13 protein-coding genes and 1 CRISPR repeat array (1 of these 14 cut by a window edge) are annotated in these 19,101 nt (G+C 64.2%); of the genes, 2 read left to right on the top strand and 11 right to left on the bottom strand.

Going from position 1 to position 19,101, the window contains the following annotated elements; translation table 11 throughout:
• A CRISPR array of direct repeats spans positions 1 to 5,656; the repeat unit is 32 nt; unit sequence GTTTCGATCCACGCCCCCGCACGGGGAGCGAC; it reaches 855 nt to the left of the window's first position.
• Positions 5,657 to 5,855: 199 nt separating this feature from the next.
• The 9 genes from cas2 to H4W01_RS03665 form a co-directional block, all read right to left on the bottom strand.
• Entirely contained in the window at positions 5,856 to 6,146 is a 291-nt protein-coding gene (cas2, locus tag H4W01_RS03705; RefSeq protein WP_209609949.1) for a CRISPR-associated endonuclease Cas2, read from the bottom strand.
• Between the two features lie 4 nt (positions 6,147 to 6,150).
• Entirely contained in the window at positions 6,151 to 7,191 is a 1,041-nt protein-coding gene (cas1c, locus tag H4W01_RS03700; protein ID WP_209609948.1) for a type I-C CRISPR-associated endonuclease Cas1c, read from the bottom strand.
• 3 nt (positions 7,192 to 7,194) lie between these two features.
• The gene (gene cas4 / locus H4W01_RS03695) at positions 7,195 to 7,851 is read right to left on the bottom strand and encodes a CRISPR-associated protein Cas4 (RefSeq protein ID WP_209609947.1); all 657 of its coding nucleotides are present in this window, start codon (positions 7,849 to 7,851) and stop codon (positions 7,195 to 7,197) included.
• Between the two features lie 8 nt (positions 7,852 to 7,859).
• Positions 7,860 to 8,810 carry a type I-C CRISPR-associated protein Cas7/Csd2 gene (cas7c, locus tag H4W01_RS03690; protein WP_209609946.1) on the bottom strand — a complete coding sequence of 317 codons (951 nt, stop codon included), beginning with the start codon at positions 8,808 to 8,810 and terminating at the stop codon, positions 7,860 to 7,862.
• Positions 8,800 to 10,593, bottom strand: coding sequence for a type I-C CRISPR-associated protein Cas8c/Csd1 (cas8c, locus tag H4W01_RS03685; RefSeq protein ID WP_209609945.1), 1,794 nt, complete (start codon positions 10,591 to 10,593; stop codon positions 8,800 to 8,802). Before cas8c ends, cas7c begins: the two co-directional genes overlap by 11 nt.
• Positions 10,590 to 11,255: a type I-C CRISPR-associated protein Cas5c gene (cas5c, locus tag H4W01_RS03680; protein WP_209609944.1), complete on the bottom strand. Its 666-nt coding sequence runs from the start codon at positions 11,253 to 11,255 to the stop codon at positions 10,590 to 10,592. Before cas5c ends, cas8c begins: the two co-directional genes overlap by 4 nt.
• Positions 11,256 to 11,313: 58 nt before the next feature.
• Complete coding sequence (locus H4W01_RS03675) at positions 11,314 to 13,680, bottom strand: CRISPR-associated endonuclease Cas3'' (RefSeq protein WP_334685138.1); 2,367 nt, start codon at positions 13,678 to 13,680, stop codon at positions 11,314 to 11,316.
• Positions 13,681 to 13,781: 101 nt separating this feature from the next.
• A complete protein-coding gene (locus H4W01_RS03670; protein WP_209609942.1) occupies positions 13,782 to 14,318 on the bottom strand; it encodes a hypothetical protein in 537 nt (178 codons plus the stop codon).
• Between the two features lie 36 nt (positions 14,319 to 14,354).
• Positions 14,355 to 14,765 (bottom strand): RNA polymerase sigma factor, encoded by a 411-nt coding sequence (locus H4W01_RS03665; protein ID WP_209609941.1) that lies wholly within the window; start codon positions 14,763 to 14,765, stop codon positions 14,355 to 14,357.
• A gap of 170 nt (positions 14,766 to 14,935) precedes the next feature.
• On the opposite strand from H4W01_RS03665, the gene H4W01_RS03660 reads away from it, so the two are divergent.
• On the top strand, positions 14,936 to 15,139 hold the full coding sequence (locus tag H4W01_RS03660) for a helix-turn-helix domain-containing protein (RefSeq protein ID WP_209609940.1): 204 nt from the start codon (positions 14,936 to 14,938) through the stop codon (positions 15,137 to 15,139).
• Positions 15,140 to 15,202: 63 nt separating this feature from the next.
• Here the strand turns inward: H4W01_RS03660 and H4W01_RS03655 are convergent, their stop codons facing one another.
• Positions 15,203 to 16,972, bottom strand: a complete 1,770-nt coding sequence (locus tag H4W01_RS03655; protein WP_209609939.1) for a ParB/RepB/Spo0J family partition protein — start codon at positions 16,970 to 16,972, stop codon at positions 15,203 to 15,205.
• A gap of 532 nt (positions 16,973 to 17,504) precedes the next feature.
• Here H4W01_RS03655 and H4W01_RS03650 point away from each other — a divergent pair.
• On the top strand, positions 17,505 to 17,711 hold the full coding sequence (locus H4W01_RS03650; protein ID WP_102672955.1) for a helix-turn-helix transcriptional regulator: 207 nt from the start codon (positions 17,505 to 17,507) through the stop codon (positions 17,709 to 17,711).
• Between the two features lie 253 nt (positions 17,712 to 17,964).
• On the opposite strand, the gene H4W01_RS03645 is transcribed toward H4W01_RS03650, so the two are convergent.
• Entirely contained in the window at positions 17,965 to 19,092 is a 1,128-nt protein-coding gene (locus tag H4W01_RS03645; protein ID WP_209609938.1) for a glycosyltransferase, read from the bottom strand.
• Positions 19,093 to 19,101: the final 9 nt, after the last annotated feature.

Here is a 19,101-nt window from a genome sequence, read left to right as displayed (position 1 = left end):
TTTGCGGTTTCGATCCACGCCCCCGCACGGGGAGCGACGCGACGTGATCCATGTATTGCGTGCTCGCCGACTTGTTTCGATCCACGCCCCCGCACGGGGAGCGACGTCCGCGCCCTCGGTTTCGAGTTGAACGCTGGTCGTGTTTCGATCCACGCCCCCGCACGGGGAGCGACGCAACGCACGCAGTTCATGCCGCAGAGCATGGGCGTTTCGATCCACGCCCCCGCACGGGGAGCGACCGCCGAGCGGGCCCATCGCCGCTGACATTTCCTTGTTTCGATCCACGCCCCCGCACGGGGAGCGACAAGGCGGGCATAGTTGTCGCGCCCCGTCGTCTGGTTTCGATCCACGCCCCCGCACGGGGAGCGACCATCGGCCGCGCTCATCTGCAGCGGAACGAATTTGTTTCGATCCACGCCCCCGCACGGGGAGCGACGTGTGCCGATCTCGACGTTCAAATGCTTCGATAAGTTTCGATCCACGCCCCCGCACGGGGAGCGACTGCCCTCACCAATGAAGGCAAGCCCGATGGCGATGTTTCGATCCACGCCCCCGCACGGGGAGCGACGCCGCCACCTGATCAATATTCCCGCGCACGACGCGGTTTCGATCCACGCCCCCGCACGGGGAGCGACGCAATATGGTCATCAATGCCGTGCTGACGCGCCAGTTTCGATCCACGCCCCCGCACGGGGAGCGACGCTATCCCAACATCACGAAAGTGCGCACCTTCGTGTTTCGATCCACGCCCCCGCACGGGGAGCGACAGCGGACATCATCTGGACCGACGACGCCATCGCGTTTCGATCCACGCCCCCGCACGGGGAGCGACCCAGCACGAAAGCCACGCTGGTCGGCAGATCGAGGTTTCGATCCACGCCCCCGCACGGGGAGCGACAACCGCGCCAGTGACCAGCACCACCGTTGAGAATGTTTCGATCCACGCCCCCGCACGGGGAGCGACAAGCGATTTCGACAAACGTTGGAAATCCCTCGAGTTTCGATCCACGCCCCCGCACGGGGAGCGACAAGATTGGCGACCATGCCGCCATCTGTATGCAGGTTTCGATCCACGCCCCCGCACGGGGAGCGACCTGGACGTCGATCGCCAACCCGGCCGATGTGCGTGTTTCGATCCACGCCCCCGCACGGGGAGCGACGTGACTGCGGGTTCCGGTTCGCCGGGTGGCCCGCGTTTCGATCCACGCCCCCGCACGGGGAGCGACACGACGCGAAGGCGGTGCCCTCGGGGAAGCCGGTGTTTCGATCCACGCCCCCGCACGGGGAGCGACGTCTGCCACCTACCCACTCAAATGCTTGAAGGAGGTTTCGATCCACGCCCCCGCACGGGGAGCGACTCGTCTCGGGGATTGCTCGGCTCACGACGCAACTGTTTCGATCCACGCCCCCGCACGGGGAGCGACGGTCGGATTCGCCATTTCGCCTCCCGGCGTAGCTGTTTCGATCCACGCCCCCGCACGGGGAGCGACCTGAGGTGGTGGACTCTCTGATCACTAGAATCGCGTTTCGATCCACGCCCCCGCACGGGGAGCGACGAGGCGCGGCCAGAACGTCATGCGCTCGCAGCGTGTTTCGATCCACGCCCCCGCACGGGGAGCGACTCTCCGGCAGACGCCAGATGCCCTTTTGCGAGTGTTTCGATCCACGCCCCCGCACGGGGAGCGACATTCCGCATCCTGCTCGTCATCATCATCGACATCGTTTCGATCCACGCCCCCGCACGGGGAGCGACAATCTGCGAGCGGAGGGCATCTGGCGGCTGCGAGTTTCGATCCACGCCCCCGCACGGGGAGCGACGTTCGGTGCGGAGCGCGTGGGAGACGATGCGTAAGGTTTCGATCCACGCCCCCGCACGGGGAGCGACTGGTCGGCAATACTTCCTGCGTCACCCAGCGCCGGTTTCGATCCACGCCCCCGCACGGGGAGCGACACCTATTTCAGGGTCGCGCTCGATAGCGACGCATGTTTCGATCCACGCCCCCGCACGGGGAGCGACAGGCGCTGGATTTCGCCTTCGTGCTTTCCCACCAGTTTCGATCCACGCCCCCGCACGGGGAGCGACGCGCCTCCCCCTGCAACGTGCCGTCGCCATACGTGTTTCGATCCACGCCCCCGCACGGGGAGCGACCCGGCCGTCTGGAAGCCCTGCTGGAAGGCACCCGGTTTCGATCCACGCCCCCGCACGGGGAGCGACATGTTCAAGCAGTGATTAACGCCGCGTTGACAGCGTTTCGATCCACGCCCCCGCACGGGGAGCGACTCCAGCACCTGCAGCTTGGTGCTCACCACGCTCGGCGTTTCGATCCACGCCCCCGCACGGGGAGCGACTCGATCATGGCGGACTCGGCCTCGCGCGGATGATGTTTCGATCCACGCCCCCGCACGGGGAGCGACGCGCCCGGCTTATAGCTATAGGGCGCATATTCTGTGGTTTCGATCCACGCCCCCGCACGGGGAGCGACCCGCAAAGGCCGCACAGGATCTGGCCGATGCGTGGTTTCGATCCACGCCCCCGCACGGGGAGCGACCGAGATGGACGGCGATCCAGATGTCGAGGAAGAGGTTTCGATCCACGCCCCCGCACGGGGAGCGACGGGCCTTTCGCAAAGCCTGTTGAAGGCTGCGGAGTTTCGATCCACGCCCCCGCACGGGGAGCGACGAACAGCGGTCGATCACCAAGTTGTCGCTGACGGGTTTCGATCCACGCCCCCGCACGGGGAGCGACCGCAACTATTCGGATCTGAAGCCGTCCGATCCTGTTTCGATCCACGCCCCCGCACGGGGAGCGACCCTCCGCGGCTTACTTCGCGCCGGTCATGTACCTGTTTCGATCCACGCCCCCGCACGGGGAGCGACCCGGGACAGTCTACGTCCAGCTACTGGCGTACCTGTTTCGATCCACGCCCCCGCACGGGGAGCGACGTTTTTAGTCGGTTGAAGTCATGGCGCACCTCAAGGTTTCGATCCACGCCCCCGCACGGGGAGCGACCGGGCGCGCTCGAGCCGGGGTCGCCGGTGCCGGTGTTTCGATCCACGCCCCCGCACGGGGAGCGACTGTTTTCCCATTGCTGGCGATGCTTCGCGTTCTTGTTTCGATCCACGCCCCCGCACGGGGAGCGACAGGTCGGCAGCGTGCCGCCTACGCCGAGGCCCTTGTTTCGATCCACGCCCCCGCACGGGGAGCGACTATCGATGATATCCGCCGTGCGGCTGACGCACAGGTTTCGATCCACGCCCCCGCACGGGGAGCGACCGTTCGCCGAGCGGCACGGGCTTCGATGGCGTGAAGTTTCGATCCACGCCCCCGCACGGGGAGCGACGCGTCCGAAGGAAGTCGGCGGCGTAGCGGGGATTGTTTCGATCCACGCCCCCGCACGGGGAGCGACGCGTCCGTTTCCGTAAATGTCGCAATCCAAAACGGTTTCGATCCACGCCCCCGCACGGGGAGCGACCTGGTCCAGACTGGATAAGTCCGGTCGGCTCATAGTGTTTCGATCCACGCCCCCGCACGGGGAGCGACGTCATCGCCAATTGTTTGGATGCCAGACAGGCGCGCGTTTCGATCCACGCCCCCGCACGGGGAGCGACCACCGAGTCCGAACAGCGCGTTCGCAAACCACCGGTTTCGATCCACGCCCCCGCACGGGGAGCGACCATGCGTCCCCGCCGTACATCGTCAGCGACAGGTTGTTTCGATCCACGCCCCCGCACGGGGAGCGACCCGACCGGTCCGGTTCTTCACGCTATTCGTGGATGTTTCGATCCACGCCCCCGCACGGGGAGCGACCGCTCTGCGGCTTTCGGGTGATTTGGTCGATGTGGTTTCGATCCACGCCCCCGCACGGGGAGCGACCGCTACTCGCGCGCATGGGCGTTTCGCTGAAGACGTTTCGATCCACGCCCCCGCACGGGGAGCGACTCGGCGATCGCCTATCTCGACCAAGCCGAAACTGGTTTCGATCCACGCCCCCGCACGGGGAGCGACCATCGCTGCGCAGCCGGATGCTGATCGCATATCAGTTTCGATCCACGCCCCCGCACGGGGAGCGACGTTGTCATAATGACGCACGTCACGACAGTTTGCGGTTTCGATCCACGCCCCCGCACGGGGAGCGACGCGACGTGATCCATGTATTGCGTGCTCGCCGACTTGTTTCGATCCACGCCCCCGCACGGGGAGCGACGTCCGCGCCCTCGGTTTCGAGTTGAACGCTGGTCGTGTTTCGATCCACGCCCCCGCACGGGGAGCGACGCAACGCACGCAGTTCATGCCGCAGAGCATGGGCGTTTCGATCCACGCCCCCGCACGGGGAGCGACCGCCGAGCGGGCCCATCGCCGCTGACATTTCCTTGTTTCGATCCACGCCCCCGCACGGGGAGCGACAAGGCGGGCATAGTTGTCGCGCCCCGTCGTCTGGTTTCGATCCACGCCCCCGCACGGGGAGCGACCATCGGCCGCGCTCATCTGCAGCGGAACGAATTTGTTTCGATCCACGCCCCCGCACGGGGAGCGACGTGTGCCGATCTCGACGTTCAAATGCTTCGATAAGTTTCGATCCACGCCCCCGCACGGGGAGCGACTGCCCTCACCAATGAAGGCAAGCCCGATGGCGATGTTTCGATCCACGCCCCCGCACGGGGAGCGACGCCGCCACCTGATCAATATTCCCGCGCACGACGCGGTTTCGATCCACGCCCCCGCACGGGGAGCGACGCAATATGGTCATCAATGCCGTGCTGACGCGCCAGTTTCGATCCACGCCCCCGCACGGGGAGCGACGCTATCCCAACATCACGAAAGTGCGCACCTTCGTGTTTCGATCCACGCCCCCGCACGGGGAGCGACAGCGGACATCATCTGGACCGACGACGCCATCGCGTTTCGATCCACGCCCCCGCACGGGGAGCGACCCAGCACGAAAGCCACGCTGGTCGGCAGATCGAGGTTTCGATCCACGCCCCCGCACGGGGAGCGACAACCGCGCCAGTGACCAGCACCACCGTTGAGAATGTTTCGATCCACGCCCCCGCACGGGGAGCGACAAGCGATTTCGACAAACGTTGGAAATCCCTCGAGTTTCGATCCACGCCCCCGCACGGGGAGCGACAAGATTGGCGACCATGCCGCCATCTGTATGCAGGTTTCGATCCACGCCCCCGCACGGGGAGCGACCTGGACGTCGATCGCCAACCCGGCCGATGTGCGTGTTTCGATCCACGCCCCCGCACGGGGAGCGACGTGACTGCGGGTTCCGGTTCGCCGGGTGGCCCGCGTTTCGATCCACGCCCCCGCACGGGGAGCGACACGACGCGAAGGCGGTGCCCTCGGGGAAGCCGGTGTTTCGATCCACGCCCCCGCACGGGGAGCGACGTCTGCCACCTACCCACTCAAATGCTTGAAGGAGGTTTCGATCCACGCCCCCGCACGGGGAGCGACTCGTCTCGGGGATTGCTCGGCTCACGACGCAACTGTTTCGATCCACGCCCCCGCACGGGGAGCGACGGGCGCGGCGCGTCTTTGACCACAGGGGCGGGCGTGTTTCGATCCACGCCCCCGCACGGGGAGCGACGACGCCCTTTTTGGGGACGAGCAGCGCATCGCGGTTTCGATCCACGCCCCCGCACGGGGAGCGACGGCTCGGTGCTTAATACAATGAGAAAGAGCGGTAAATCCGGGCTTCAGCGCGAAGGTGGCGCGCACTTTTCATAAACCACGCTGTTTCCACCCCCCATTCCCAATCATCGCTATGAAAAGCAGAGGTTTTTACTCCGCGCGAACCTCCCGGTGCGATGTCAACACATTGGGGTTCGCGCACCCTGCCGCGACAGAACGTTCAGAACAGCAGCGGGCCGTCCAGATCAAGGACCGGCTTGGCACCGACATGCTCTACGCGCCGCTTGCCATCGGCACCAAGCCGATAAAAGCGGAGCGAATCCTTTTCCGCATCAATTTCTCTTAAAAGCGCCGCGCGCAGCAAGGCCCATTGCGCAGGATCGACCTCGCATTCGAACACCGAATTCTGCACGCGCTGGCCAAGGTCCAGACATGCCTTGGACACGCGCCGAAGCCGCCGTCGCCCCGCTGCGTCCTCGGTGCTCACGTCATAGGTTACCAGCATCAGCATCGCGTCACTTCCACACAAAGGGCGGGTAACCGTCCAGATCCCCGCGCAAGTGCCGCGCCAGCAATTGCGCCTGGACATGCGCGACAAGGCCCATCGGCATGTTTTCCCCAAGAAAGGGATGACGCAGTTCGCGCTTCTTGCGGTCCTGCCAGGCGACCAGCACCGCCTTGCGGCCATCGTCGGTCAGCGACACCGCCCCGCCCTCGTCCACCGTGAAGTCACGCGGCTTCAACTGCCCGCGATTGATCAAGGTCAGCGCCAGCCGGTCGGCCAGCACCGGGCGCAGTTCCTCCATCAGATCCAGCGCCAGGCTGGCGCGACCGGGTCGGTCGGCATGGAGCAGCCCGACCTGCGGATCGAACCCCACGCCCTCCAGTGCCGAACGGCAATCATGCCCGAGCATCGCGTAGAGAAAGCTGAGCAGCGCATTCACCCGATCGAGCGGCGGCCGACGCGATCGCCCGGCAAAGGTGAAGGCGGGCCGCTCCCCCTGCAGCATGGCATCGAACACCCCGAAATAGATTTGCGCCGCCTCCCCTTCATGCCCCCGCAGGCTGTCAACATCCTCCGCCTGGGCGGCCCGCCGCGCGACATGGCCCAGCCGCGCCTCGGCAGCCGTCAGCGCGGCATGAGCGTCGGGGGCGATCCGGTCGCCATGATCGCGCAGCGCGCGGCGCAGCACGGTGCGTTGGTTGGCGGCCTTCGCGGTGACGATGCCGCGCACGATCGGCACCGCGCGCACCGGATCGTCGGCGACGCGGTGCTGGGTGCGGCGTAGCAGCACATTGCCGGTGCGCGGACCCTCCACGCGCGCAAGGAAATTGCCGTTTGGCGTGAGGAAGGAGAGCGCGATCCCCGCCTCCGCACAGGCCGCCATCAGCGCGGGCGAGGCACCCGGTCGGCCGAAGCACACCACCCCTTCCAGCAGGTGTAGCGGCACGCGCCCACGCTCGGCGCCGTCCACCTCGACGACGATATTGGCGCCGTCCTTGCGCAGCCAGGCATCCTCGGTGGTGACGTAGATAGTGTTGAGGTGGCGCCGCATCGGTCAATCCTCCGGCAGGGCATCGGGTTCGGCGAGTTGGCGCAGCAGCCAGCGCTGGACGGAAGGCGGGCGCTCCAGCCGCTTGGGCTGGCATGCATCCGCCAGCGAGCAGCGACGGCAGCCGGGCTTCGCCTGGGGCGGCGGCGTATGGTTGGCGGCGAGCATCGCGCGCGTTTCGGCAGCAAGCGTGATCGTCAGCGCACGCAATTCGGCATCGAAGGGGATACGACTGCGCTTCTTCGTCTGGGCATAAAAAAGCGCGCCTTCGGGCACGGCGCAGCCGAACATCTCCTCCAGGCACAGCGCCTGGGCGCAGAGTTGCACCTCATCGGCGCGGTGCACCTTGGGGCGGCCGCGCTTATACTCGACCGGATAGGGCACCTCGCGCACGAATTCGACCGCGTCGGCCTTGCCCGCCAGGCCATGTTCGAACGAGCGAAGGATCAGCCCCCGCACCGTCCGGACGCCTCCGCGCCGATCCGGTCGACCGCCATCCACCCGTTCGTGGAGGATGCGCCCCTCGGCGGTGGCACCGTCCTCCGCCCAGAACCGCTCGACATGGATCAGCGCGCACTGGCGCGGGCAGAACAGATAATGCTGCAACGCCGACACCGGCACCAGCGCGTCTTCGGCGGCAGGGTCCGGGGGCGGCGCGCGCATCTATATCCTCAGCACGGCTCGATGATCTCGACGCCCACCGGCAGGCCCTCGCGGTCGATCGTGACCTTATAGTCTTCCCATTTGCGCGCGGGCGGCCAGTTGTCGGTGGCGGTGCTGCCGATTTCCTGGACTGACGCTTCGTGGACCCGCCAGGTCTTCACCCGATCGAACAGGCTCTGCGCCTGGGCATTGCCGAGCGCGCTCTGGTGGCGGAAGACGATCAGCCTGCGCTTGGCCATCTCGCCGCGCGCAGCCGAGCGGTCATGGTCGAACATCTGGCAGAGCGCCTGCCACAGCAGCTCCAGGTCCGCCTCGGAGAAGCCGGTGCCCTTGCTCGGGTGGCTGGCGAGCGGCGCGGAGACGAAGCCATGGACGCGGTACAGGCCGTAGGGCACGATGTGCTTGCGGCCCATGGTGCGCTCTTTGTCGACGTCCTTCTCATTCGTCACCGAGGAGCGCGTGATCGAAATTTCGAGCGGCAATATGGGTTCGACCGAACGACCGAACGCCAGTTGCACCGGCCCGCGAACCTGGCCGGCATTGATTTCGGTCGTCATCACCGCGCCAAAGGTCCGGATATCCCAGAAGTTCGCGCACATCCAGGCGGTCAGGCGGCGTGCCGCACCTTCCTTTTTGGGAAGCTTGCTGAAATCCTTTTCTTTTTCCGGGGCGATATTTTCAGCCGCCCATGCTTTTTGATGCTCGCGATTGAGCACCGCGCCCTCGGACATATAGATCGCGTTTCCGCTCTCGGGCAGCTCGCCCATCGCAACCTGCGTTGCGATGTAATTCCTGACCTTCCGCTTCAGGGAAACGTCAGAAACCAGCCCCTGATTGGTCTCGGGATCAATTCTCGGCATGTTGCCGGCGTCGGGGTCACCATTCGGGTTCCCGTCCTTGACGTCGAAATAGAGGATGAACTCGTGCCGCCTGCTGACGGCCGGGCTTTCATTCGCCATTTTTTTCCTCCTTGGCGGGCGATTTATCGTCTGCGTCCCGCTTACGGAAACGCTCTGCGCGCTGATGATAATAGCCGATGTAGAATCGACCCTGATCTGCCATCTTCAGCGATCGTGGAAATGATCCGGGAATGCCGTCCAGAATTTCTTGAATGAGCTTGTCGTGAAACGTCGCGCTGCCGGAACTCACCAAGCTTGAAAGCTTGGTGATGTGATGTTGCGACAGTCGAAGCAGGGTCGGGAACACCGATGCGGGTGCCGCGGAAGCGGATGCGAGAAAGCGACTCCGAATGGAGGCCTTGAGACCTTCGATCGCCTGCTCTTGTAGGTGTTCCAGCGCCGCGAACAAACGACCGAGACGATATGCCTCGCTCGTACTTTTCTCATCCAAAGCCATCGGAGCACCATCCCTTCCATAAAATCGCGCATCACGTTCGAGCACCCCGCGAATGACGGCGGCGTGCCAGCCGGAGCCCGCATCGTCGCCCGCGCGCAGCCGCATCAGCGCGGTCGCCAGCAGCGTCTGCGGATAGCGTCCGCCGGAAAGCACGGCGCGCAGCACCTCGCCCGCCAACGCATAGGGGATGTTCTTGAAATCGCGCTGCGCCGCCGTGCTGTTCACCAGCATCCGCCCGACCGCAGGCGCCGCGCCCCAACCATGGGGCAGCGGCTCGACGCGCATGTCCTGATAATGCCGCGCCAGCGCGCGGGCGAAATCGCCGAAGCTCTGGCTCAGCCAGAACCGCACCGACAGCCGCGCCGCGTTGGGCGACAGGCCCAGGATGTGAAAACGGGTATCGGGATCGATATCGCTGGGCAATTCCGCGATCGGGCGACCGGCGGCGATGTTTTCCATCTGCGCGCGGACCTTGGCGGCCTCTTGCGCGTCGGTCACGTCGTCTCCGTCGCCGAACAGCCAGTCCCCCGCAAGGGCGTCGACCGCCTCGGCCGCCTTTACATCGCTGGCGTCGGCCCAGAACACGACGGTCGTATCGCCGATCGGGCGCGGCAGGCGATTGCGACTGTCGCGCAGCAGCAACTTGTTAAGCGCGGTACCATACCGGAAGGCAGCGGCTTCACTGGTGGGCGCATTCGCCCCCTGTTCCTTGCCAAGCGACGTGAAAGCGCCGAGATTGAACGATACCAAGCGGGCGCCCGCAGTCTGTGCCCCCTCTACGCCCTTAATCTTCGGATGCAGCCGAACGATTGGGCCTTGTTCACCAGTAATCAAACAAAACGCAGGAGCTTCAGATTCGGCGGCGTCATCCGACTCCAGCAGATTACGCGCTGCCGATCGCTCGTGCAGATAGCCGCGCTCGCCCTCAAGCCGGAACAAGATATTAGCATCAAGCATGTCCGGTACGTATCTAGGCAAGGATTCCAGCATTTCAGGCTGCCACGCCTCAACGAAACGGAGCAGCGCAAGAAGACCCTCGTCTTGCGTTCCCGCCAGCTTATCGCGATGCAGCTTCACAAAGGCCGCATGCTCCTGCGCGGTTCGCTTGCCATCACCAGCAGTGCGCCCAAGAACATACGCCGTCTTGTCCCAGAAAAGGCTGGATACTATCCCCGAGGTCCGCTCGGCGACAGCATCGCTACACGGAACCGAATATTCCTTCACCTTAGGCTTCTTGCCTGAAAGGTCCCGCAGATCTTCCAAGTCCACAGCGGTCCCATCCGGGGTCAGCACGATGCACCAGCCGAATTTGACCGATGCCCATCCCTGCGTGGCAACACCCGGCAGCCGGTCATAATATCGTGCCAGCGCCTGGAGAATCGTCACCGCACCACCTCTTCGGCGTCGAAGGGCGGCACGTCGATCACGCCGTCCTGAATCCGCGCGCGAAAGAAGCGCGATTCATTCCCTCGCGCGAAATCGATGTCGTGGAGCACCCAGCCGAGGTCGCGGTCCCGCTCGACCAGCGTCGAAGGGGGCAGCGGCGCGCCGTCCGCGATAAGCGCGAATTCGGCGGGAAATTCGCGGGTGCCCAGGCAGGGGCGATGGAAACATTGCCCCTGCGCCGCGCGGCGATTGAACATAGCGATATGCTTGGCGGCGCTATCCTCCGCGCCTGCCCGCTCCGTCATCGTGAAATGCGCCTCGATCACATAGCCGACGTCGACCAGCACCAGCCCCGCGCGCTGCTGACGATTTTCGTCCACTGCGATGCCCAGCCCATCGGTGGTGCCGCGCTTCATCGCGCTAGCGGCGTTGGCGGCACTCGCCTTCGCGCCCACTTCGTTGCGGCGAATCGATTGAACCCGGATTGGGTTCAGCACATGAATTCGATCGACCTGCCAGCGGATCGCCGGCTTCCAGTGGATGGCCTCCAGGATGCCGCGCGCGGCGGAAGGTGTAATCACGTCATAGCTGACGCGCTCGACCTTCATCTCCGGGCGAGTAAAACAGGCGTAATCGCCCCAGATGTGTAGCCTGACCGACATTTATCCCCCACCGACGAAACTACTCCTAATTTGCTGGCACTTCTGACTCAACGGCTCATTACGAAAATATATTATCTTCACTCGACCGGCACGTCAGCGCTTCTAGTCTTAGCCCCAGGGCTTCATCATACAGTTGCATGTCGGGAATGCGCACGAACCTGTCGCCATAGTCCGCGCGCACCAGCTCTGCCGCGCCGTTCGCCAACATCGCGGCGCGGACCTGTTTCGGCACCGGGACGACATATTGCTGGAGCTTGCGCAGTGTGCCCGCCGGCGGAACATCAGCACCGGCCAACGCCGCGAGCGCCTGCTTCGCTTCCGCATCATACGGGATAAGCACCGGGTCCATCGCCTGGTCGATCATCTGGAAGGCATCGGAAATGGTGCGAAACGGGCAGTTGATTCCGCTTCTGCCCACCGTCTCATGGATCGCGGGGACAATGGGATAATCGCTCCCGGTCCCGGTCGCCCGATCGAGCGCGTCATATCCCTTGCGCCAATACAGCCAGCGATAATATTCGGTCACGCCCTCCAGGCTGAGCGGATCGAGCGCGGGGTTTTTCAGCACCTCCCGCGCGGCATCGTAAAAGGGCGCCAGGTCACGCGGGATCGGGCGGCGCCCTTCCACCGCTTCGGGCTCGAACACCAGCGTCCGCCCATAGGCCTCGCCGAGCGGCCCCAGTTCCCCGCTGCGGTTGCAGCGCCCCGCCGCCTGCGCGATGTTGGAAAGCCCGGCGGCGGCGCGCCAAACTTCGGGGAAGGACACATCCACCCCCGCTTCGATCAGGCTCGTCGCCACCAGCCGCACCGGCTGGCCCGCCGCCAGATCGGCGCGGACCGAAGCCAGCACGTCGCGCCGGTGCCGCGCACACATGAGCGTGGTCAGGTGGCACGCGCCCGGCTGGAAGCGGATCGCTTCGAACAGGTCGCGCGCATGGGCACGGCTGTTGACGATGCACAGCATCTGCGGTCGCTCGACAAAGCGAGCCGAGATCGCTGTATCCGGCACGGGCGCACGCACCCATTCGACCGCGACGCGGCGCAGTTTCTCATACAATTCCGTCGGATTGGGCGCCAACTCGCGTTCCTTCGGAATGTCGAGCCCCTCATCCCTCGTCGGCCCCTTGTCTGCTGGCGCCCGTGGCGGTTGCGGCAGCGCGCCATCCTGCACGCGCAGCGCAGGTTGGGTCGCGGTACACAGCACCACGCTTGCCCCGTAATTCTTCGCCAGCTCGTCGATCGCCGCCATGCAGGGGCGCAGCAGGTGGACGGGGATCGATTGCGCCTCGTCGATCACGATCACGCTCTTCGCGAGATTATGGAGCTTGCGCGCGCGGCTGGTGCGGGCGGCAAACAGGCTTTCGAAGAACTGGACCGCCGTGGTCACCACAATCGGCACGTCCCAGTTTTCAGCATCCCGCCGCAGCTTGGCGAGACCGCTGACACCCTCTCCTTCGGCATCGCCTTCGCCGGCGGGTTGGCGCTCGTCCCAGTCGAAGCTGGAATGATGCTCAAGCACATCGCCTTTCAGCCCGTCTCCCAGCGCATCGCGAAAGACATCGGCGGTCTGCTCGATAATCGAGGTGAACGGAATTATGTAGATGATCCGATCCAGCCCGTGTGCGCTCAGGTGCTCCAGGGCAAAGCTCAGCGATGTCAAGGTCTTGCCTCCGCCCGTTGGGACGGTCAGCGTGAACAGGCCAGGCTCCAGAGCGGCCTTCGCCACGGCATGGTCCAGTATCTGCGAGCGCAGTGTGTTGACGGGCGTGTCGTCGCGCCGATGCTTCGCCATAAAGGCGCGGACGGCATCGCGGTGGCGCTGGTCTACCCGTCCCCCGCGCTCCGGCTGGGCAAGGCCCTCAGCCGCCGCATGGAAACGCTCCGTCTCCAGGAAATCGGCATCGACCAGACAAGAAAAGAGCATCCGGGCCAGGAAGAACAGGCTGAAAGCCGGCTCGATGGCGTTGCAACGCGGTTTTTTGAGGGTCGCCAGCAGCGTGGCGATGTCGGGCAATGGCGGGGCGTGCTCTTGCCAGCCGGTATAGTCCTCGACCGTCTTGCCCTCACGTGCGGTCAGCGTGTGTCCGTCCATCAGGCCGCTGTGATGGCCCGCAATGCCAAACCCCATCAAACGACCGAGAGCGCCGTACAGGCAGACAGCTTCCTTCGCCCCCGCCGTGCTGTGATCCGGGCCACTCGCCTTGGTCTCGCTGGTCTGGGGCGTTCGAATGTAGCGCTGATAGGCTTGGGAGTGCTTGCCAATATCGTGCAACACACCCATCACGTGCCCGACCCGCGCTGCACCAAAGACGGCGGCAAATGCCCCGGCGCGCTCACCCACCTGCCGCAGATGATGGGACAGCGGCTCCCACTCCGCTTCAGATCTGCCCGGCAAAGAATGTGCAAAAATCAAGGCGTGTTCCATCCGGCATATTCTAATTTTAAAGCGGTACCGTTACTACCATTAGACAGCTACGCTGGACCAAGGTCAGCATGAGATTAGTTTCAACGCTTACTTGAACGAATTCACATCCCAACGCCAAGCCCCCTACTCCGCCGCCGCCCGATCATGTCCGCGAGGCTATGACCGATGCTGCGATTGGGCGTTGCAGTTAACCCGAGTTCGCCCTTGCGTATCCGCAGGATCGACTCGACCTGCGGATCGCGCTCCAGGCTTTTTGCCATGCCGATCATCTTCGTCTCCACCACCCGGATCTTGCTATCCTCATTGTAGCGTCGAAGCGCCTGGCGCCGGCGCTCGAGGCTCTGCCAGCGCTCGACGAACACGTCAGCGCGAAGCGTCGGGTTCTCGCGCATCTCCGCTTCCAGCTGCATCGCCCGGATCGTGGCTGCGGTACGCCCTTTGGCGGCTTCGTCGATCAGCCGCGTATCGTTTGCCATCGCGGTTTCAAGATCATCGACCGCGTGCGGGCGGATGGTGTCGAGCGATCGCCGGCTCGCGACGAGCTCGGTCTTCTGCTCGTCGGTATAGGGCTCGCCCACGGACCAATGCGAGCTTGCGATGTTGCTCGCCGACGCCATGGCGGCGGTGGGATTCGACATTGGCGGTTGCGCGTTCAAGCCGCCGCTCCGTCTCGATCATGGCACGGCTGGTAAAGCGGTCTTCGCCACGCCCAAGTCGAGCACGATCCGCTCAAGTTCGACCGTTGCTTCTTGCTCAGACATGGCATCCCGCCCACCGAAGCCCTGACCGACGGTAGCACCCTCCTGATAGTGTTGGCGGACGGCCTCGCGCCGCTTGCGATCCCGGAACAGGTTGAGCGCCGTCTGGAACAGGAAGGCGCGTGGGTGCGTGATCTCGGCGGCAACCGGCCGAGCGGCCCTCAGCCAGGTGTCCTGCATGATGTCGTCGACATCGGCTGGCTGCAAACGCAAGCGCGCCGCGACAAGGCGGCGAAGCCATTCGCCATGATCGCGGTACAGGTCTTCGACCGACACGCCGTTCAGACGATTAGCGTTCGACCAGCGATTTTCATACGATCCGGACATCGGTTCTCCGTCGATCCCCTGGAACCATCGCTGCGCAGTACCCGCCGAGGGAACTCAGGAATTTTCGTAGACGATAAGAGACAATGCTCTGCCAACAGGGAAGCCCAGTCAACCAAAATGTCACTCATCGTCTGTAGATCGATCGGCGACACGGGTGCCTTTATGGGCCGGTGGATATACGAAAGCGCCTCGGTTCAAATTTACGTAGGCTGCGGGAGTCGCGCGGACTGAGCCAGGAGGCATTCGCGCATGAAGCCAATATTCATCGGACATATGTGAGCGACATCGAACGCGGCGCTCGCAACCCAACAATTCTTATTGTCGAAAAACTTGCCAAGTCCCTCGGCGTAACCGCTGGCGAGCTTCTGGATTGAACTCCGACGTCTAACAACATCTTGCTCGATACGGCGGCACCGATAGGCACCGCCGGGATCAGATCATGCAGCACGCGCGATCGGCGTGATGTGCGGGGTCACCGCTTCAACGAGGCCGCCCAACGCCGTGCAGCGGCTGACCGTCTGCACCCCGCCGCGCAGGGTATAGGCGGCAGGCGCAAACGCCATCCAGCGCGGCACCCAGCCTCCGACCTTGGCCCGACCATTGGCACCGGTCAGGCAATCGCGGATGATCTGCCGCTTCACCTTGCCCGTCGCCCCCTCATTGGCGGTGGCAACGCCCGCACCCGCGACATCGCTCAGGATGCAGCCCAGCACTTCGCGGTCGCGGATCAGGTCGAGCAACGCGTCGTCGGCCGCCCACACGCCGCGCATCTCAACACCAAGATGGACACCGAGCAGTTCGATCAGTGCACTGCCCGCCTCCAGCGTCTCGGCCATGACGATCGCGAGCACATCGCGTACCGCACTATCGGTCAGTTCCAGTAACCGGGCGAACAGGCCCGCCAGGTCGTGATCACCGTCATAGCCGCCGGTGACGGTGGGGGTGTCGGGATCGAAGCCGAGCAACGCCAGCACCGCGCGCCGTCGCACGTCGAACGTAGCTTCGGAGGCACAATTCTCGACACTCTCGGCAATGGCATCATTGGCCGTTCGCTGCGGCTCGACCGACACGCGCCACAGTGACGAGCCCGAAATGGCATGCGCTACCATCAAGCGCAGCGCCACCGATGGATTTGCCGCCACCGCCGACCGCACGGCGGCATGCCGGTGAAGATCGACATAATTCTGGATCGCCGAACCGATCTCGGGACGAACGGTCTGCGCCGTGGCGTTCTCGCTGCGTGCCAGCTTACGCGCTTCCTTGGTGGTCAGATAGCCTTCGTGGAACGCGACATCGCCGCGTGCTCCAACAGCCACGAACACCTTGCCGCCCTTGCGCTTGGGCGTGCGCTCATGCTCCCATGCGTGGAAGGGCTCGCCGGTCGGCAGAATGACGACATCGGACCAGCCTGCCTGGGTGTAGGCCTCGACGCGTTCGGCTATCGCTGCTTCTTGCGAAGCCCAGAACGCCTGCGGGTCGGCGAAATAGCGCTCCTCGCCGAACAGGTCGGACACGATCTCCCCGGTGTAGCGCTCGAGGTCGAACAGCGCTGCCCGTACCGGGATCGACGCGCCTCCAAAGGCCCACGCCTTCACATGATGGCCGGTTGGGCAATAGGCTGCTGGGTTGTCGAACACATCCAGCCATTCCCGCTGCCGTGCCTTTGAGACAAGGGTCAGATGCCGCACGGTCGCGGCATCGATCTCTCCTTTGCGGTAGAGCCCCCGAATGCGGGGCAGCAAATTGCCAAGCGCCAGCGTGCGTTTCACCTGTAGCTCGGTCAGCCCAAAGGTCAGCGCGATCTCGTCCGGTGTTCGGCCTTCGCGCACCAGCCGGGTAAAGCTCTCCCAGCGCGTCACCTCATCGGGATCGACCCGTGCGATATTCTCGATCAGCGAGGCTTCGAGCGCGGCGGCATCATCGCCCGCCGCCATCACCGCGCACGGCAGCGGCTCGGCTTCACCGCTTTCCTGCGCGACCGCAAGGGCTGCATGATAGCGCCGCTTGCCCGCCACGACCTCATAGGTGTTGGGACTGCCCCCGTCGACGGATTCAGCGCTGGCCTTTGCCCGCACGATCAGCGGCACCAGCACGCCGCGTGCGCGCACCGATGGCAGGATGCTGGTCAAGTCCACGGGTTTACCCTTCACCCGCATGTTAGCGGATGAGACGGACAGGTTGGCGATGTCGATATGCTTGAGTTCCATGGGTACCACTCCTTCAAACACCGCACCCGGCGCCGGAATGGCGGGGGAGCGGCAGGAGCGGACCGGCAGGCCCGGCGGCAGGGGCAGGCTGCACCCAACGGGGCGCAATGCAATGGAGCACTCAGGCACAGCCTGAGTTGCGACCTGCCGCGACGGGCCTAAGGGACAGCGACGCTCCCCCGCCAGATCGACGCCGGAGGCAAACGCCATCGCGCCCAAAGCGCGATGACCGCAGGCCGGGCGACTTGCCCGGCTCCGATCGATCACGCGCGATCGATCCTCCGCCAAAGATCTTCACCCACCCGGGGCCGAAACGCCAAAGGCGACTCGGTGGCGCACAGCGCTATCGAGCTCGTCCGCGCGACCGCGCGGGACGGCATAAGCCATACTGCTCCCTGACTTTATGGGGGCTGTTCGGGCCTGTCTGGTGCAGCCCGGTGCACCTCGGCCCCCGCCCCCTTGTCCTGCGCCCAGGCCATCTCAATCCTGATCGCAGCACGCCACCCGATCACCCGCGAACCAGGATCATGCCATGACCATCGATACCCCCGACCGCATTCTCCGCCTCAACACCGTGCTCGACCGCACCGGCCTCAGCCGTTCCACCCTGTATCGCAAGCTCGACCAAGGGACCTTTCCCCCTCAGGTACGCATCGCCGCCCGCTGCGTCGGATGGCGCGAATCCGCGGTCATGGACTGGCTGCGCAATCCGATGTTTTACGGCGTCGAGCGAAGGTGACTGGAAATCCCTGCGGCGCTTGGCGCACCATTAGTGACAACGGCCGGTCTCTGGTTGCCGCTGGATGAAAGACGGGGGTCAGGTCACGAAACCCCGCAGTTCTTTGAGGTGTCCAACTGGGGCGACGCCATGAAGGTTCGAGGAAAAAGGTCGATCTGCGGGCTGACGAAAAGGGCGCTTGTCGGACACTGCCGGAGAATTATCGGACCACGTTTAACCTGATCGCGAGGCTGCTCAAAAGGGCGATTGCCGGTTAGGTACGGCAGGCACCTACGATCGCTTCGCAGGTTTCCGTCGGCTTGCCTGCCCAATGGGGCAAATTGCTCGCTAGCAGTTTTGCGCGCACCATCGCTTCTGCAAGAACATCCGAAGACGCGTTTGCCGGCAAGACAAATCCCATTTTGTGATTTGCTACACCCACGGCGTTCAGGTGTTTTTCGAAATCAGTCGGCAAAATCACCTGAGGGACACCGATTGCGAGACAGGCAGTGCTCATTCCAAGCCCACCATGATGAACGACACAAAAGGCTTTTGGCAGGATTTCCGGTAAATTCAGCGGCGTTGTAGCAACATCGACACCTGCCCCTTCGAAGGTCTCCCCCCCAAAATAAGCGTCAGTCGGAACGCCTAGCCTCGCGACCGCCGCTGCAAAAGCTGAATGCGCCGGGTGATGCTTGGGAAGATAGGCAACGATGGACAGCTTGCTTCGCTTCTCACCTATCTGTCGCATGGGCGTATTGGGAGGGCACCAGATTCGCTCACCACGATAGGCCCGATAGGGGTCGAGAGGCGTCGGGCACATTACGAAAGTATCGTCTCCTCTAAGTATCGTTGCCAACCGTTCCGGCTGCCAGGAAATGCCCGATATCGATGCGATCGTATCACAGATGGCAGCTTCGGCCTCAGCGGCGAGTTCGGGTTGGTCGTGGAGAATTGGCAATGGCGCGATAGGCGATGCATCAGGCGGGATCGTCCAACCGCTGCCAACCATTATTGTCGGTGTTCGACCGTATGCCGCAATTCTAAGGCTGGGGGCGAACTCGGCGAGGACGATATCGGGTTTCACATCGTCGAGCATGCGCGACCAAGCGCGCACCACAGGGCCGAGCAGCGCTGGCTTGGCAAAGCCCGCATGTGCCAAGATTTCGGCAAGCGAGAGCAGCGGGCTCGGCGGCGGTGTCGCCTTGTGCACGAAGATCGGGGCTTGGTGAACGTCATTTATCGCAATCTTGTGGTCTATCAACCATCTGAAGACCGACCGCGCTGTCCCCTGGTTTCGCATTGCGAGGACGATATGGCAACCTTGATCGACCAGCGAGCGTACCACCGGCAATAAAGGTTCGAGATGACCACGGCCGTCGCCCAATTCCCAGCCGATCAATACCTTGCG

It is taken from the genome of Sphingomonas sp. PL20 (assembly GCF_017875905.1).
In the GTDB taxonomy this organism is placed as follows: domain Bacteria; phylum Pseudomonadota; class Alphaproteobacteria; order Sphingomonadales; family Sphingomonadaceae; genus Sphingomonas; species Sphingomonas echinoides.
Note: the sequence above shows the minus strand (reverse complement) of the source record. Positions and strands in the feature narration are given on the sequence as shown.

Coding starts and splice junctions, on each gene's coding strand:
- cas2 (WP_209609949.1), bottom strand. CDS start 6,146: ATGCTGATGCTGGTAACCTATGACGTGAGCACCGAGGACGCAGCGGGG.
- cas1c (WP_209609948.1), bottom strand. CDS start 7,191: ATGCGGCGCCACCTCAACACTATCTACGTCACCACCGAGGATGCCTGG.
- cas4 (WP_209609947.1), bottom strand. CDS start 7,851: ATGCGCGCGCCGCCCCCGGACCCTGCCGCCGAAGACGCGCTGGTGCCG.
- cas7c (WP_209609946.1), bottom strand. CDS start 8,810: ATGGCGAATGAAAGCCCGGCCGTCAGCAGGCGGCACGAGTTCATCCTC.
- cas5c (WP_209609944.1), bottom strand. CDS start 11,255: ATGTCGGTCAGGCTACACATCTGGGGCGATTACGCCTGTTTTACTCGC.
- H4W01_RS03675 (WP_334685138.1), bottom strand. CDS start 13,680: ATGGAACACGCCTTGATTTTTGCACATTCTTTGCCGGGCAGATCTGAA.
- H4W01_RS03670 (WP_209609942.1), bottom strand. CDS start 14,318: ATGTCGAATCCCACCGCCGCCATGGCGTCGGCGAGCAACATCGCAAGC.
- H4W01_RS03665 (WP_209609941.1), bottom strand. CDS start 14,765: ATGTCCGGATCGTATGAAAATCGCTGGTCGAACGCTAATCGTCTGAAC.
- H4W01_RS03655 (WP_209609939.1), bottom strand. CDS start 16,972: ATGGAACTCAAGCATATCGACATCGCCAACCTGTCCGTCTCATCCGCT.
- H4W01_RS03650 (WP_102672955.1), top strand. CDS start 17,505: ATGACCATCGATACCCCCGACCGCATTCTCCGCCTCAACACCGTGCTC.